This window comes from Salinisphaera sp. LB1 (assembly GCF_003177035.1).
In the GTDB taxonomy this organism is placed as follows: Bacteria; Pseudomonadota; Gammaproteobacteria; order Nevskiales; family Salinisphaeraceae; genus Salinisphaera.
Window position 1 is genome coordinate 3,209,534 of record NZ_CP029488.1, and the last position, 15,305, is coordinate 3,224,838.

The 15,305-nt window shown below is 61.2% G+C and carries 9 protein-coding genes and 2 pseudogenes; 3 read left to right on the forward strand and 8 right to left on the reverse strand.

Annotated elements, in window-relative coordinates:
• Positions 1-353 precede the first annotated feature (353 nt).
• The 5 genes and pseudogenes from SALB1_RS19990 to SALB1_RS14470 form a co-directional block, all read right to left on the reverse strand.
• A pseudogene (locus SALB1_RS19990) lies at positions 354-452 on the reverse strand (IS110 family transposase); the annotation flags it as partial.
• Between the two features lie 97 nt (positions 453-549).
• The gene (locus tag SALB1_RS18825) at positions 550-960 is read right to left on the reverse strand and encodes a hypothetical protein (protein WP_145961333.1); all 411 of its coding nucleotides are present in this window, start codon (positions 958-960) and stop codon (positions 550-552) included.
• Positions 961-1,074: 114 nt separating this feature from the next.
• On the reverse strand, positions 1,075-3,603 hold the full coding sequence (locus tag SALB1_RS14460; protein ID WP_109994490.1) for a nitric-oxide reductase large subunit: 2,529 nt from the start codon (positions 3,601-3,603) through the stop codon (positions 1,075-1,077).
• Between the two features lie 428 nt (positions 3,604-4,031).
• A complete protein-coding gene (locus SALB1_RS14465; RefSeq protein ID WP_109994491.1) occupies positions 4,032-6,566 on the reverse strand; it encodes a plasma-membrane proton-efflux P-type ATPase in 2,535 nt (844 codons plus the stop codon).
• Between the two features lie 402 nt (positions 6,567-6,968).
• Positions 6,969-7,889, reverse strand: a pseudogene (locus tag SALB1_RS14470) (bifunctional enoyl-CoA hydratase/phosphate acetyltransferase); the annotation flags it as partial.
• A gap of 544 nt (positions 7,890-8,433) precedes the next feature.
• Here SALB1_RS14470 and SALB1_RS14475 point away from each other — a divergent pair.
• From SALB1_RS14475 to SALB1_RS14485, 3 genes are all read left to right on the forward strand, one after another.
• The gene (locus SALB1_RS14475; RefSeq protein WP_109994493.1) at positions 8,434-9,636 is read left to right on the forward strand and encodes a paraquat-inducible protein A; all 1,203 of its coding nucleotides are present in this window, start codon (positions 8,434-8,436) and stop codon (positions 9,634-9,636) included.
• The gene (locus SALB1_RS14480; protein ID WP_109994494.1) at positions 9,633-11,327 is read left to right on the forward strand and encodes an intermembrane transport protein PqiB; all 1,695 of its coding nucleotides are present in this window, start codon (positions 9,633-9,635) and stop codon (positions 11,325-11,327) included. The genes SALB1_RS14475 and SALB1_RS14480 overlap by 4 nt, the downstream gene beginning before the upstream one ends.
• A gap of 132 nt (positions 11,328-11,459) precedes the next feature.
• The gene (locus tag SALB1_RS14485; protein ID WP_109994495.1) at positions 11,460-12,083 is read left to right on the forward strand and encodes a membrane integrity-associated transporter subunit PqiC; all 624 of its coding nucleotides are present in this window, start codon (positions 11,460-11,462) and stop codon (positions 12,081-12,083) included.
• A 147-nt stretch (positions 12,084-12,230) separates the two neighbouring features.
• Here SALB1_RS14485 and SALB1_RS14490 read toward each other — a convergent pair whose 3' ends face one another.
• From SALB1_RS14490 to SALB1_RS14500, 3 genes are all read right to left on the reverse strand, one after another.
• Complete coding sequence (locus tag SALB1_RS14490; protein WP_222843037.1) at positions 12,231-14,426, reverse strand: copper-translocating P-type ATPase; 2,196 nt, start codon at positions 14,424-14,426, stop codon at positions 12,231-12,233.
• Between the two features lie 80 nt (positions 14,427-14,506).
• Positions 14,507-14,887 carry an NfeD family protein gene (locus SALB1_RS14495; RefSeq protein WP_109994496.1) on the reverse strand — a complete coding sequence of 127 codons (381 nt, stop codon included), beginning with the start codon at positions 14,885-14,887 and terminating at the stop codon, positions 14,507-14,509.
• 54 nt (positions 14,888-14,941) lie between these two features.
• The gene (locus SALB1_RS14500) at positions 14,942-15,292 is read right to left on the reverse strand and encodes an SHOCT domain-containing protein (protein WP_109992195.1); all 351 of its coding nucleotides are present in this window, start codon (positions 15,290-15,292) and stop codon (positions 14,942-14,944) included.
• Positions 15,293-15,305: the final 13 nt, after the last annotated feature.

A 15,305-nucleotide genomic window follows, 5' to 3' on the forward strand; every position in this document is an offset into this window, starting at 1 on the left:
CAGATACTCATCGGTCAGAGCTTTCGGCCGCATGTCGTTCAACGTGTAGCCATCGAGGCCCGCCGCACGCGCGGCGGCCGTGAATCGCCGGCTGATGTAGGCGACCGATACCGGTTTCCCCGAAAGCGACCGCTTTGAGATCTTCAGCGGGTAGCAGACCAGCGTCGCGCTGATCAGGCGCTGCTCGCGCTTCCACTCTCGGAACCACTCGATCACCTCGATCAGATCCTCGTTGGCGTAGATGATGGCGGCCTGCACGGTCTTGCCGCGCCGGATCGGTATCTCCTCTGATTTTCCTTGGCGGTGCGTTGTCCGACGCGCGATTCGCGGATGCGGTGCGCGGTCTATATGTCTTGCTGAGCGACGTTCTTGACTGCGACGGTGCGCACGGTCGGCCGGCTCATCGCTTCGCATATCGCCTCGGCGTCAACCAAGTCATTAACTCTGCGCCGGCCTCGCCGGGTAGGGTGAGGAGGCGTCCATTCCATTGCTTACGCCGAGAAAGGACCAGAATCAGCTCGAAGTAGACTCTGCTCTCGGCATGACGTATCACGGGGTACTTGCGGCACTGATGACGCCCATGATCAGCAGGCCGCAGGCAGTGATCGCCAATCCGCCATGGATGAGTATGATGGCAGAGGGCTGAGTCAGATGACTGGCGCGCAAAGCATATAGCAGACATCCGCCCGCAAAAGCGGCGGTGAGCATCAGCGCGCCAAAATCCAGCATGACGTCGGCTGACCCCTGCCAGCCGGTCACAGCGACGTAGACCACTGTCAATGCCGTGAATCCGGAAACGGGGTGGCCCCAAGCCACGATTGCTGGTGGTTTGCGTTTTCTCAGTGCGCACTTGGCCAGAAATAGCCCACCGGAGGCGGCCACGCAAGCAACGCACGTAGCTATCATGGCGATGACGACAAAATAGGCGTGCGGCATATTGGCTTTGACGTGGCTGAACATGGAGAGAAACGTGTCTTCACGAGTTCGCGCCTTGAGTACTTCTGGCTCCACTCGACCCGGGGCCCGCCGGGCAGCGTGCGTCCCCCGGGTCTGTCTCTATCTGCCCCTGCGGCGTCAGTCGGTCTTCGGGGCCCCTGCGATTCTCGCGGGCAGCCGCCGGATCACAAATCCAGGCATGAATGGCGGTATTTTGATAATGAAGTCGAACGCCATCAGCAGAACGCCGGCTGCAAAGACCACGTCGCCCGGAAAACGCAGCCATTGCCATAACGTCGTCGTGTCGTAGAACTTCAGGCTGCGCGCATAGGCATAGCCATGCTCATACACCGCGGCGAGCTGCGCCCATCCGATCGGAAAGAAGTTCAATGCGATCCATAGCACGAGGCCCGCGTTGTAGAGCCAGAAGGCAGTGAACCCGAGCTTGTCCGTCCACGGGTACCGATCGCCGGCCGCATAGCGCAGGCAGAAGTAGATGAGCGCGATTGCCATCAACCCGAAGGCACCGAACAGGGCGGTATGCGCATGGTTGAGCGTCAGAAATGTGCCGTGCTCGTAATAATTGACCAGGGGCGCATTGATGGTACCGCCCCCAAAGACGCCCGCACCCAGGAAATTCCAGAAGGCTGAGCCGAAAATGAACAGAAATGTCAGCCGAAAATTGAAATTCTGTCCCAGCTCTTTTATCGCACGGTATTGCCGTGAGGCCTCCATAATCAGCAGCAGCAGCGGCATGACTTCGATGAATGAAAAGACGCTGCCCACCGGCACCCACATGCCGGGTTCGCCGACCCAGTAAAGGTGGTGGCCCACACCGAGCATGCCGCCCAGAAAGACAAGGATAAGATCAAAGATCGCGGCACGCGTGGTCAGCGCCCGGGAAACCAGGCCGATCGACATCAGTAGCCAGGCCAGCATGATCGTGAAGAAGAACTCGAAAGACTGCTCGACCCACAGATGGACGACCCACCAGCGCCAGAAGTCGGTAATCGTGAACGAGTGATTGATCCCCGTGAGTGGAATCATGCCGAACCAGTAGAGCAATGCGATATTCAGCGTGCTCGCCCAAACGAGATGCTCGACGCGGATGCGTGCGGTCCAGAAGGCTTTTGCTGCTTCCTTGAAGTCAACCAGGCGTGGCCAGATGGCCCGTCCCATCAGCAAACTCCAGGCCAGCAATCCCATGAAGAATCCGATTTGCCAGAGGCGACCGAGCTCGATATAAGCGAGCCCCTGGTTACCGATCCAGAACCAGCCTTTCTGAATATAGCCCATCACGCCCATGTAATCGCCAACCAGGGCACCGGCGACCACGAGCAGGGTGACGATCAACAGCAGGTGGTTCATCAAGCCTTGGCCACGCCCCTCGCGCCCGGCCATCAGGGGGGCGATGAACAAACCGGATCCCAGCCAGGCAAGCCCAATCCAGACAATCGCGCCCTGCAGGTGTACGTCGCGAAGAAACTGAAAGGGCAGGAGGTAGTCAGTATTGACACCGTAGAAGTTCGCCCGATCGGAATAGCCATGCGCCATCATGGCCCCGGCCGCGATTTGCACCAAAAAAATCGCGGCCACTACAAGAAAATAAAAGCCTGTAGCCCGCTGCCCGGGCGTCAGCGGATGGAACCTGTCCAGTAACAGCTGCGGTGTTCCAGTATCGCGGTTGATCCAGTGTTCGAAAATGAACACGACCGCCCCGAACAGGGCGAAGGTGATCATGAACGAAACCCAGGTCCATATGAACGTGCCATTGGTCGGCGTATTACCGACGAAAGGCTCATAGGGCCAGTTGTTGGTCCATGAGCTGTTGGTGTCGGGACGCCTGGCGACCGTTGTGATGGATGAGTAGATCACAAAATCGGCCGCGGCCCGAGCTTTTTGGGGGGTGAGGCTGTAGGCCCGCGTATAGCCTTTCTTGAAATGGTTGTGGAGAATGAAGTTCGGGATGTCGCGCTGCAGTTTTTGTATCGCGTTTGCCACCGGGGCCGGGACCGTCAGCACGCTTTTCCACAAGGCAAGGCCGTGCAGATCCTTTTGCATTCGGGTCTTGACCAATGCCTGTTGCCCTTCGCCGAGTTTGGCGAACGGCTTCCCATAACGGTTTTCAGCGATGGCGTCCGCGGTGAGGTGGGCGAGTCGCATCAGATATTTGGCGGTCCAATCCTCGCCGTAATAGGTCCCCATTCCGTAGATGCTGCCGTAGTCGCCGAGGTCGGCCTGCTGAAAGGCGCCCTTGCCGGCGACGATGTCTTGGTTGGTAAACAACGTCGCCCCACTGGGCGAAACGACCTTAGTGGGTTGCGGGGGGGCATGGGTGTAGGTGGCATATGTGCCATACGCCAACGCCGCCAAGGAGGCCACACCGACAATAAAAAGCACCCATTTCAGGAGCGTGGTGAGCGGATCGTTGTCTTCCAGCGCACGTGCTGCGTAATTCGTATCATTCGTGGCCACTTTTAATTTCCCCCCGTTTGGCTTGCTTTGGTGCGTCGTTTCGAACTTGTCTGAAGTCCTAAAGTCGAAAATAGGCGCCAGAGAATCCCTCGCCGTGCAGAGCCTTAAAATATAGGCCGACAGCGATTTCAGCGGCGGTCCGCCAATCGTGGCTACCCATTCAGAGACAAGGGCGGCTTTGACTGTATCCATGGCCCGGGAAACTACGCCTTGATATAGATCAAGGCGCAGCTGGCCCGTTCTTTCAGTCGGGAAGGATCGTAATCGGCCATTTAATCGTAGGAGGGATTTGATGGTTGGCCGTCGGGGCGATGTTGTGTTCCGGCGTCAACAAGCCGCCCTCGGAGCAATGCAATTCTGGGGTATGCGGACTCGATCAGCGGCGCACCTGCGGCCCGCTGTCCCGGCTCCGTTCGAAGCCCGGCGGGTGTGGGCCCGTCTTTAGGCGTGGGTGGCCCCTGTTGCCATGGTTCGGCCGAGCGCCCCGGGCGTGACGCATGAGGCCTGGCTGAAAACTCCGGTGATGAACGCGACGGGGAGGCGGATTAGCCGGCCAGCCAGCCGGGGGAATGAGGCCTTCGTTTAGCCGCTGTACGGTTACGTTGCGTGCGCGCGCCCCATTACGAGTTCCGACGGCGGCGCTGGGTGGCCGCTGGCTGCAAGGATTCCGTGAGCACGCCGAGGAACCGACGATGATGGCGCGAGCGCTGTTCGACGAGTCGATAAGTGCCGAGCTTGGCAAAGTTCATAAGCATCATCCAGGCGATTTCATAAAGCCAGATAAGACCGATCGCCGCCCAGGAGATCGACGGCATCAGCCAGCCGAACGTTACAAAACACACGCCTGCAATCTGGGTACCCACGATGGCGGTGAACAGTTGCCAGGACGGGTAGGGCGGACGCCAGAGGGGGTGTCGTGAGCGCGTGACGAACAGCAACAGGTGGCCGCCGGCGATAAAAGCCAGAAACATCATCGTCTGGGTTTGGGCCAGCCCTACCCCGAACACATCCCGGGCGAGCAGGTACAGCCCGAAACTCTGGGCCAACGACAGCGCCCCCATGACCGACGAAATCGCGAGCAGTCGATCCATTTGCCAGCGCACCGGCTTTTGGCTGGTCTCGGCGTTATCCCAGGCGATGGTCATGATCGGAATGTCGTCGAGTAGCGCCAGGAGGATGATCATGATCGTGGTCAGCGGATAACTGTTGTAGATGAGCATGGTCAGAACCACGAATACCATGATGCTCAGCGTCATGGAGATGCGATAGATGGTGTAGCTCATCATCCGCTCGAAGATGCGCCGTGCCTCCTCCACCGCACCGATAATCACCGACAGCCCCGGCGCAGTCAGAATGAGACTGGCCGCGCTGCGCGCGGCGTCGGTCGCACCGGAGACCGCGATGCCGACTTCGGCTTGCTTGAGCGCCGGCGCGTCGTTTACGCCGTCGCCGGTCATGGCGACGATATGGCCGGCATCCTGCAGCGCCTTGACGATGGCGAATTTATGCTCGGGGAACACCTCGGCGAAACCGTCTGCATCCTCGATTGCCTGGGCCGCCTCGGCGGATACACCGCGCTGCCCGCTTTCATCCATCAGTAGGGCGCCGGCCGGATGGATATTCGTGCCCATGTCGAGATCGCGTGCGATCTCGCGCGCGATTGCGGTGTTGTCGCCGGTGATCATTTTCACGGCAATACCGTGCGCTCGGGCATTGGCCAGCGTCTGTTTGGAATCCTCGCGCGGCGGGTCGTACAACGGCAGAATGCCGAGGCAATGCCAGCCGCCGTCGGCGCGCGATGTGGCCACGCCGAGGGTGCGAAAGCCCCGGGCGGCGGCCGAGTCGACGACCTTTTGCGCACGTGTTCGTGCCTCTCCGGACAAGTCGCAGAGTTCGAAAATAACCTGTGGCGCGCCCTTGCTGACCTGGAACTCAGTGCCGTCCTGGGTCTGAATGCTGGCCTCGGTGCGCTTGTGGGTCGGGTCGAAGGGCTTAAAACGCGTCTGCTGGTACTGTTTGAGTACCGAGGCATCAGGTAGCGCCTCGATGATGGCCGTATCAATGGCATCGCGGTTTTCGGCCCGGGAAGCCAGCGCGCCGTATAGCACGATGTCGTCGTCTTCGGCGGCATCCAGCAGTGTCGGCTCGCCCAGGGTCAAACGATTCTGGGTCAGCGTGCCGGTTTTGTCCGTGCACAGCATGTCCACGCCGGCCATCTCTTCGATGGATTCCAGACGCGCCACGATCGCTTTCATCCGGGACAACGCAAGTGCACCCAGTGCCATGGTGACGGAAAGTACCGCGGGCAGCGCCACCGGGATCGAGGCGACCACGACGATCAACACGAACGACAACAGTTCCAGCACCGGCATGCCGCGTGCGATCTCGACGCCGACCAGCAGGGCCGAAAGGGCGCCGGCGGAGATGATCAACAGGTTGCCGATGTGCAGTACCGCGCGCTGGAAATGGGACGTTGCGCCGGCGCTCTCTACTAACTTGGCCGTCTTGCCGAAGGCGGTGTGCGCCCCGGTGGCACAGACCACGGCGACCATTTCACCCTCCTTGATAAGGGTGCTGGAGTAGGCCAGATCGCCGTTTTTTTTATTCGCCGGCAGCGACTCACCCGTTAGCGCCGATTGGTCTATGGATAGATAGTCACCCTCGAGTAGCTTCACGTCGGCCGGTACAACGTCGCCGAGCCGCAGTCTTACGATGTCACCCGGCACCAGCAGGGCTGCCTCAATCTCCCGCCAGGTACCGTCGCGTAGCGCCCGAGCCTTAAGTGCCAGCTGGCCCTTGAGCGAGGCCAACGCATCGGCCGCGGATTTTTCCTGCCAGAAGCCGATGCCGCCGTTGATGATGAGCATGGCGACGATGACGGCCAGGCTATCCCAATCCCCGTTGACCGCTGAAAGCACGGCGGCGATTTCAATCATTCCCGGGATCGGCCCCCAGAAATAGGACAGCAGTACACGCCACAGCGGCGTGTGCTGTTCGCTCAGCTGATTCGCACCATACTGATCAAGTCGTTCGCTCGCCTGATCCTCGCTGAGGCCGTCACTCGAACTGTCGAGTTTGGCAAGCGCTGCATCGTTATCCAGGGAGGCAAAGGCGTTTGCGCCATCGGTCTGGCGTTCGGATTGTTTGTCAATCATGGGGATCCTGTCCTTCCTGGTCTTGTGACGGCCGTGGCCGGGATGCCCTCTGTGTCGTGTTATCCGTTTCCGGGTAGACGCCCGACGATCTCGACGCGTTCGGCGGCGATATGCGCACCGGACAAGATGACCTGACTCTGTTTGGTCGTTGTGTTGTCGGGTTCATGTCATCCACGCCTGGCGAGCCCGGCAACGACTCACCCGTGTCGGGGATTGCCGCGGAGGCCACAGTCACCGCGAACCCGGCTGTAGCGGGACGAGCCGACGCGCGGCTATGCGATCCGGCGTCACGGCCATGCTTGTCTTGGTCCGGGAGAACGTCAGGGTGCAAATGGCCGCAGTGCGTGCCCACTGGCGTCCGGCCCAGTGGGCTGCAGCCGGTTGAGTTAGCAGCGCTATAGCTCATACGCCGCGCCCGCCTTCGCGCTGCCACTGTCGGTAGCGGGTGGCCACCGCACAGGAAGCCAGGCGGGAAAGCATGTTGTCGGCGCGGCTGGTCAGCATGATCGGGACACGTGCGCCTACCACCATGCCGGCGAGGTGGGCATCGCCGAGGTACTCAAGCTGTTTGGCGATCATGTTGCCGCACTCGAGGTCGGGCACGACCAGCACGTCTGCGCGACCGGCTACCTCGGATCGAATATGTTTTGTGGTCGCCGCTTCGGGCGAAACGGCGTTGTCCAACGCCAGTGGCCCGTCGAGTGTGCCGCCGATGATCTGCCCACGGTCGGCCATCTTGCACAGGGCCGCGGCATCCAGTGTGGCTTGCATCTTCGCGTTGATCGTTTCCACGGCACATACGATTGCGACTTTCGGCACTTCAATGCCCAGGGCCCGCGCAAGATCAATGGCGTTCTGCACAATGTCACGCTTTGCCATCAGGTCCGGCATGATGTTGATCGCAGCATCGGTGATCAGCAGCAGCCGGGGATAAGTGGGTTCATCGACCACGAAGACGTGACTCATCCGTTGCTCGGTGCGCAGCCCCGCATGGCGGGCAACGACCGCGTGCATCAACTCCTCCGTATGCAGGGCCCCCTTCATCAGCGCCTCGACCTCGCCGGTCCGCACCAGCGTCACGGCACGGGTTGCCGCTTCCTGCGCGTGGCCGACATCGACGATTCGTATATCGGCCAGATCGAGACCGGATTGCTCCGCTACGGCACGGATTTGAGCGGATGGGCCGACCAGCACCGGCGCGATCAGACCGTGAGCGGTCGCCTCAAGCGCGCCATTGAGCGCAACGGCGTCGACGGGTTGCACAATCGCCGTGGCAAGCGGTGCGGCCGGTCGGGTACGCTCAATCAGAGCCTGCAAGCGTTGGCCGGGCAATACAGCATGGGTATTGATCGGATCGGCTTGTACGGCGCTGCGTATTCGCGTGGGCTTGTCCGTGGACATCTCGCGTTTCCATCGAACCACTGGTGAACTCTAGGTTAGGCAACCGGAGGTTAAGCGTTTTGATCCGCATCAATAAGCATCCCATCGAGTTGAGGCCCAATACATTTCCGATGTTGGTGAGCACCGTCGCGCGTGGCGATTTCCTGGCGGCCATCCGATGACCGTCGGCGGCGTCACGGCCCAGCTTGGCAACGATGCCCGCGAGCTCGCCGGCGTCGCCAGCGGGCCGGTGCCCGGGATCAGCCATCCGCATGCGCTACGACTTAAACGCCCGCCGCTGGCTGGCCCGATCCCGCAACGTCAGGATATGTGGTCCGAGCATGGCCGCTCTAAGCTTGTAAAATGGCGTCGTGCGCGCACGCGATCGAGAGCGGCGCCACGATCGCCGAGGCGGCCCAGACAACGTAACTCAAGCCCACGCGTGTCCGGTGAACTTGCGGCGCTTCCGGCTTGTTGAGGATTGCGTATGGCCATTGCTTGTCCCGACTGCGGCGAAGACCAGTCGATCCCCGTGCTGGTCGAAAACACGGTCGCGGAGTGCCGTCGTTGCGGCCGTTTGCTCGATCAGTTCAACGAGTCGGGGCTGTCGGTCGCCCTGGCATGGTCTTGGGCGTCTTTATTGTTGCTGCTTCCGGCCAATCTGCTGCCGCTGATGCAGGTTTCGATCGGCCACGACCGGCGGGCCGGCTATATCTCGTCCGGCGTTCACGCGTTGGTGGCCGAGCATTGGCCGCTATTGGCCCTGATGTTCGCGGCGTTTACGATCGTATTCCCGTTCCTGTACGTTGGTTTGATAACGACAGTTCTAACCACATTGCATCTGGGCTACAGACCGAAGTGGGTAGGCCGGTTATTCCGGTACGCACATCAAATCCGGTTGTGGGCAATGCCGGATGTGCTGGTCCTCGCGGGCATGGTCGTGTTCATGCGCACGCAGGTGCAGATGCAATCCCATATAGAAGCCGGCGGCTGGTGTCTGATCTCGGCCTCCGTATTGCTCATTCTGATGCCTCACTCGTTTGCCGGGCATCGGGTATGGCGATTGATCGCGCCCGACTTGCCCGAGCCCCGGAACGAATCGTCTCTCAGTTGCGATGTGTGCAATCTGATTCTACCGCTGTCGATGGAGCAAAAACGATGTCCGCGCTGCCGGCGCCGGCTGTATCTGCGCAAACCCAACGCCCTGAATCGTACGGCCGCGCTGGTCGCCGCGAGTTACGTGCTGTACTTTCCGGCCTATTATTATCCGATGAGTACGACGGTACAGCCGAACGGCGTGCAGCAATACACGATCATGCAGGGGATAAGGCAACTCGTGAACGCCGGGTATTGGGAGCTGGCGGTGATCATCTTCACTGCATCCGTATTGATTCCGATGCTGAAGCTGATCGGCTTGAGTTGGCTTTACATGAGCGTGCGTTATCCGTCCAACAGGGCGCTGGTGCTGCGCACGCATCTGGCGCGCATCATTCATCGGATCGGGCGCTGGTCCAATACCGACCCGTTCATCGCCGCCCTGATGGTGCCCATGATTTCCTTTCACGGCATTGCCAACGTGCATCTCGGCAAGGCAGCGCTACCCTTTGCGCTGGTAGTCACGCTGACCATGTTGGCATCGCGCTCCTTTGATACCCGCTTGATGTGGGATGCCGCCGAGGCCCGTTCATGAGCGGGCCGGACGACACAAAAGGCACAGCCGAAAAAGAAGTCGACGTGCCCCAGGCGCGGGTGCGACGGACGCCCTGGCGCGGCTGGATTTGGTCGGTGCCGCTGGCGGCCCTGATCATCGTCGGGTATCTGGTGGTGCGGACGTGGTTATTGGCCGGCCCCACGATCACGATCATGTTTCCGAAAGCGGCCGGCATTTCTTCCACCGGCTCATCGCTGCAATACAAGGGCGTGCAGGTCGGCCAGGTCGAGAACGTCGAACTGACGCCGGACAGGCATGCGGTGAAGGTGACAGTGGGGGTACAGGACGGCGTATCGGATTTCCTGCGTAGCGGTACCAAGTTCTGGGTCACCCAGCCCAGCATTCTGTCCGGACAGCTGGGCGCGCTGCTGTCCGGCCCGAATATCATCATGCAGCCCGGGCCGGGCCATAAAAGCCATCGCTTCACCGGGCTCTTGCATCCGCCGGCGACGGCACCGAACCAGGCAGGACGATCGGTCACGCTGTACGCGTCGTCGGCGAATGGCTTGCACTATGGCACGCCGGTTGTCTACCACGGCCTCAAGGCGGGGAAGGTACTGGCGACCGGCTACGACAGCAAGCGCCACGCCATACGTATAAAGTTGTTCATCAAAAAGTCATTTGCCGGTCATTTGCACGACGCCGGCACTGTTCGATTCTGGCGGGCATCCAGTTTCGGCGTCGCAACGAATGACTCCGGCGTCCATGTGGATATCCCGCCGCTCGACCAAATACTGCACGGCGGCATCGCTTTCGACGTGATGGGGTCGAGCAAGCCGGCGGCCGGTGCTACCACGGTCGATCCGCATCTCTACGCCAGCGCCGACGCGGCCAGCACGGTGATGACCGGCCGCCATCTATTGTTTTCCACGCGGCTGGCGTCGACGGCGGCCGGTGACATCGGCCCGGGTGCGCCGGTGAAACTCGACGGCATTCGGGTCGGTACCGTACGCAGTGTTTCGCTGACTTACGATCCCAAGCAGCAGGCCATGCAGGTGCCGGTGACATTCGATCTCTATCCGGATCGTTTCGGCATCAAAAAAACCGCAGCCAACAAGCCGGCCGGTTTCGATCAGGTCCTGGCGACGCTGGTCAAGAAGGGGTTGCGGGTTCAGTTGACCACGGCCAACCTTGCCCTCGGCAGCCGGCAACTGTCCCTGGTGATGGCCGGCAGCGCCGGGCAGACCAAACTGGATACGTCGGCCCACCCGCCGCGTATTCCGGCCGTCGAAACGGCTGGTATCAATTCGATCCTCGCGTCGGTAAGCCAACTGACACAGACCTTGAATGCCAAGGTTAAGGGCGTGCCGCTCAAGGCGATCGGCAGGCATGTGCTGAAATCGAGCGCGCGCGCTCAGGCATTGCTGGAGTCCCCGCAGGTCGCTGCGAGCATCCGCCATCTGGATCGGACGCTTGCCAACGCGCAGGCCATTACGACCGCGGCCAACGGCCAGGTCGGGCCGACGCTGAAAAGCTTGCGGCAGGTTTCCGAGTCGGCGAGGCAGACCGCGAATACCATCAATCGGCTGGCGGGCGGATCCCTGGGGGATCAGCAAAACATGCAACAATTGGTATCGGAGTTGACACAGACCGCCCGCTCGGTGCGCGGCCTGGCGAATTATCTTCAGCAACATCCGGAAGCTTTGCTCTACGGCAAGAAGAGGCACTAGTGCGCTCCAGAATCAGTTCATGTTGCGGGTTTCGAGCGATTGCCCGTGCCGGTCAAGGCGCGGATACGAGCCGTATCAGACCATGCGGCGAATGGCCCGCCGCATGGCGCGAAGAAGTGCCGAAATAGGGCGATGAATTTGCGTTACAGGACACGAGTGGGCGGCTACACCACAGCGCTTGTCGTGCTGGGGCTATTGCTGGGATTGAGCGGCTGTGCCAGCAGTCCACCGACGCAATTCATCGAACTCGACGCGCAGGCGCCCAAGGCCGCGAACATCGCTCACTCGGTCGGCATCGCGCCCATCACGATGGGGCGGGTGACCCTGCCGGCGAGTCTGGACCGGCTGGCCCTGGTGCGTCGTACTGGTGCCAATCGGCTCGATGTGAGCCAGGTGGTGGAATGGGGGGGACCGCTGGATAGTCTGGTGCGACAAACCCTCGGTTCCGATCTGGCAGCCCGGCTCCCACGGCAGGCGTACATGCCATCCGATCAGATTCCGCCCGGTGCGCAGCAGGGTTTTCACTTTCTTGACGTGACATGCCAGAGGTTTTCGGCCGGTGCGGACAATCGGGTGACACTGGTTGCCCACTGGAGTCTGGTCGACGGAAAAACGCGTCGTACGATGATTGCTAAAAGCGCGACGATCCATGTACAAGCGGCCACCGCCAGCGGCGCTGACATCGCCGCGGCGATGAGTCGCGCCCTGGCATTGTTAAGCGACCAGGTCGTCAGCTCACTCGCAAGGAAACAGTGACATGATATCAACAGTGTCCAGTTAACCCGGGACGGTTCAACGGATCCATCTGCAGATCGACTGACTCGAGCGGGCTCATGAACATTTACGTCCTGTCATCACAGTGCTGGAGCAGGAACGTGGTTTCTGGCTGGTCGGGTCCGGGTGTCAAAGGTTCGTTCGGCTCAGTCGTAGCGCATTGCTGATTACCGACACCGACGAGAAACTCATGGCTGCTGCCGCGAGCATCGGCGACAGCAAGGTGCCGATCAGTGGATATAGGACGCCGGCGGCGACCGGCACGCCGGCGCCATTGTAGATAAATGCAAAGAACAGATTCTGTCGAATATTGCGCATGCTCTGTTCGGACAACCGGCGCGCCTTGGCGATGCCGCGCAGGTCGCCTTTTACCAGCGTGATGCGGGCGGACTCCATGGCCACGTCGGTGCCGGTGCCCATGGCGATGCCCACGTCGGCTTTGGCCAGCGCCGGCGCATCGTTCACGCCGTCGCCGGCCATGGCCACCTTGCGTCCTTCGCTCTGGAGTTTTTCCACCAGCGCATGCTTGTCTTCCGGCAAGGCGCCGGCATGGACCTCATCAATGTTCAATCGTTCAGCCACCGCCTGGGCGGTCTTTTCGTTGTCGCCGGTGAGCATGATGAGGCGCAAGCCTGCATCATGCAGAATGCGCACGGCCTCGTGGGTGGATTCCTTGATCGGGTCGGCGACGGCGACCGCGCCTATGAGAGCGCCGTCCACGGCAGCCAGCATCACGGTTTCACCCCGGGCACGGCGCTTGTCGACGACATCGGACAGCGCCGCGGCGTCGATACCGTTGTCCTCCATCAAGCGGGCGTTGCCGATGAACACCGCGTGTCCGTCCACGGTGCCGCGGACCCCTTTACCAGTGATGGAATCGAAATCTGTGACACGCCCCGGCTTGATGCCGCGCTCGGCTGCGCCGGCCACGATCGAGCGGGCCAGTGGATGTTCGCTGGCGTTTTCCAGCGAGGCGACCCATTGCAGTACGTCGGATTCCTGAAAGCCTGACGTGGTTTCTATCGCCACCAGCTTCGGTTTGCCTTCGGTGAGCGTGCCGGTCTTGTCGACCAGCAGCACGTCGACCTGCTCCATCAATTCCAGGGCTTCGGCATCGCGGATCAATACGCCTTCGCGGGCGCCGCGGCCCACGCCGACCATGACGGACATGGGCGTGGCCAGGCCGAGCGCGCAAGGACAAGCGATAATCAGCACGGAGATCGCTGCCACCAACGCATAAGCCAGCGCCGGCGCGGGGCCGATCAACGCCCAGACCACAAAGGCAATGATGGCAGCGACCACGACAGCCGGCACGAAGAGGCCGGCGACCTTGTCTGCTAGGCCCTGGATCGGCGCGCGCGAGCGTTGCGCCCGGGCGACCATGTCCACGATACGCGCCAGCACTGTATTCTCGCCGACGCGGGCCGCGCGCATCACGAAACTACCGGTCTGATTGACAGTTCCACCCGTGACCGTATCGCCAACGCCCTTCTCCTGTGGGAGGGGCTCGCCGGTGATCATGGATTCGTCCAGCGTCGAGTGGCCCTCGATGATTTCGCCGTCCACCGGGACTTTTTCCCCGGGCCGCACGCGCAGTCGGTCGTCGGCTTGTAGCGCGTCCACGGAAACTTCCTCTTCGTCGTCGCCACGACCGATCCGGCGGGCTGTGGGTGGCGCCAGGTCCAGTAAGGATTTCAATGCTTTTGACGTCTGCCCACGAGCGCGCGTCTCCAGGACCTGTCCGAGAAGTATCAGCGTAATAATCACCGCTGCCGCCTCGAAATACAGCGGAGCGTGGCCGCCGGCGCTCTTGAAGGCCGCCGGCAAAAGATCGGGGAGAAGGAGGTCAAAGACGGAAAAGCCGTAGGCGGCCCCGACGCCAAGTGCAATGAGCGTCCACATGTTCGGACTGACATTGACGACGGATTTCCAGCCGCGCTGGAAGGCGAAGCCACCGCACCAGAGCACGACCGGTGTAGCCAGCGCGAACTGGATCCAGCCGAAGGCGGCCCCCAGGAAATCGCGAATGCCCAGGCCCGGCACCATCTCGCCCATGGCCAGCAGCAGCACCGTGGCCGAGAGCGGCACGCTCAACCAGAAGCGTCGGCTCATGGCCTTGAACTCGCCGTCGTCTGTATCACTGGCAACGGTCATGGGTTCCAGGGTCATCCCGCATTTGGGACAATCGCCGGGCGTGTCCTGGATAATCTCGGGGTGCATGGGGCAGGTGTACTGCGTGCGGCGTTTGGGTGGGGTCGTGGCCTCCAACGTCATGCCACATTTGGGGCACTCACCGGGCTGGCCCTGCTTGACCTCCGGATGCATGGGACAGATGTAGAGCGCCGTTGGGCGAGATGGCGCCGGCTGTCGCAGCGGATCGGATCGATTCCGGACTTGAAGGCTGGTCATCCCATGTGTCCTCGGCATGCTATGGATGCAGGTTGATCAAGGCGATCGCGACTCACATGCACGACCAGGCCGTGACGTCCAATGACGATGATTTTGTCGCCATTGTGTAATGAATCGTCGTCCGAAGTGGCTTTCCACAGTTCGTCGTGGATTTGCACCATCAGGGACCCGCCGTCACATTGGGTGACCTGGCCATGACGGTTTAGGAGCGATTCCGGCCCGGCCATGACGGGCCGCTGCATGCCGCGAAGCATGATCCAATACAGCCACGCGGACACGGCCAATGCGGTCAGATAAAGCGGTATGGCCCAGACCAGCGGAAGTAGCCAGAACACCGGCAAGGCGAGCAATGGCAGAAACAGGATGATGTGACACATGGGTCATCACCGGCGGCGCTGGGGCGATATCAAAGCCATCGCGATGGGCGCGTTTCAATCGGACAAATGCTTTTTCTTGTCCTGGAATTCCTCCTCGCCTATTTCCCCGCGCGCGTAGCGCTCCTTGAGAATATCGAGCGCCTTGTCGGGCTTGGGGCCCGTGTCCGAGTGACTCTGATGACTGGCCATTCCCGTCAGCCACCGGACACTGAATGCCACCAATATGATCACGGCGCCGAAGAAGACAAGCATCATCAGTCCACCGAAAAACATTCCGCTCCAGCCTCCATTCCACATCATGCCGTGGCCATAGTAGTAACCATCCCCAGTCTGAGCCCAGGCCGGTGTAACCACGCTCGTAGCAACCGCCAGCGCGGTCGCCTGCAGTTTCTTGATCCCGGTCATGGTTCCGCCCCAA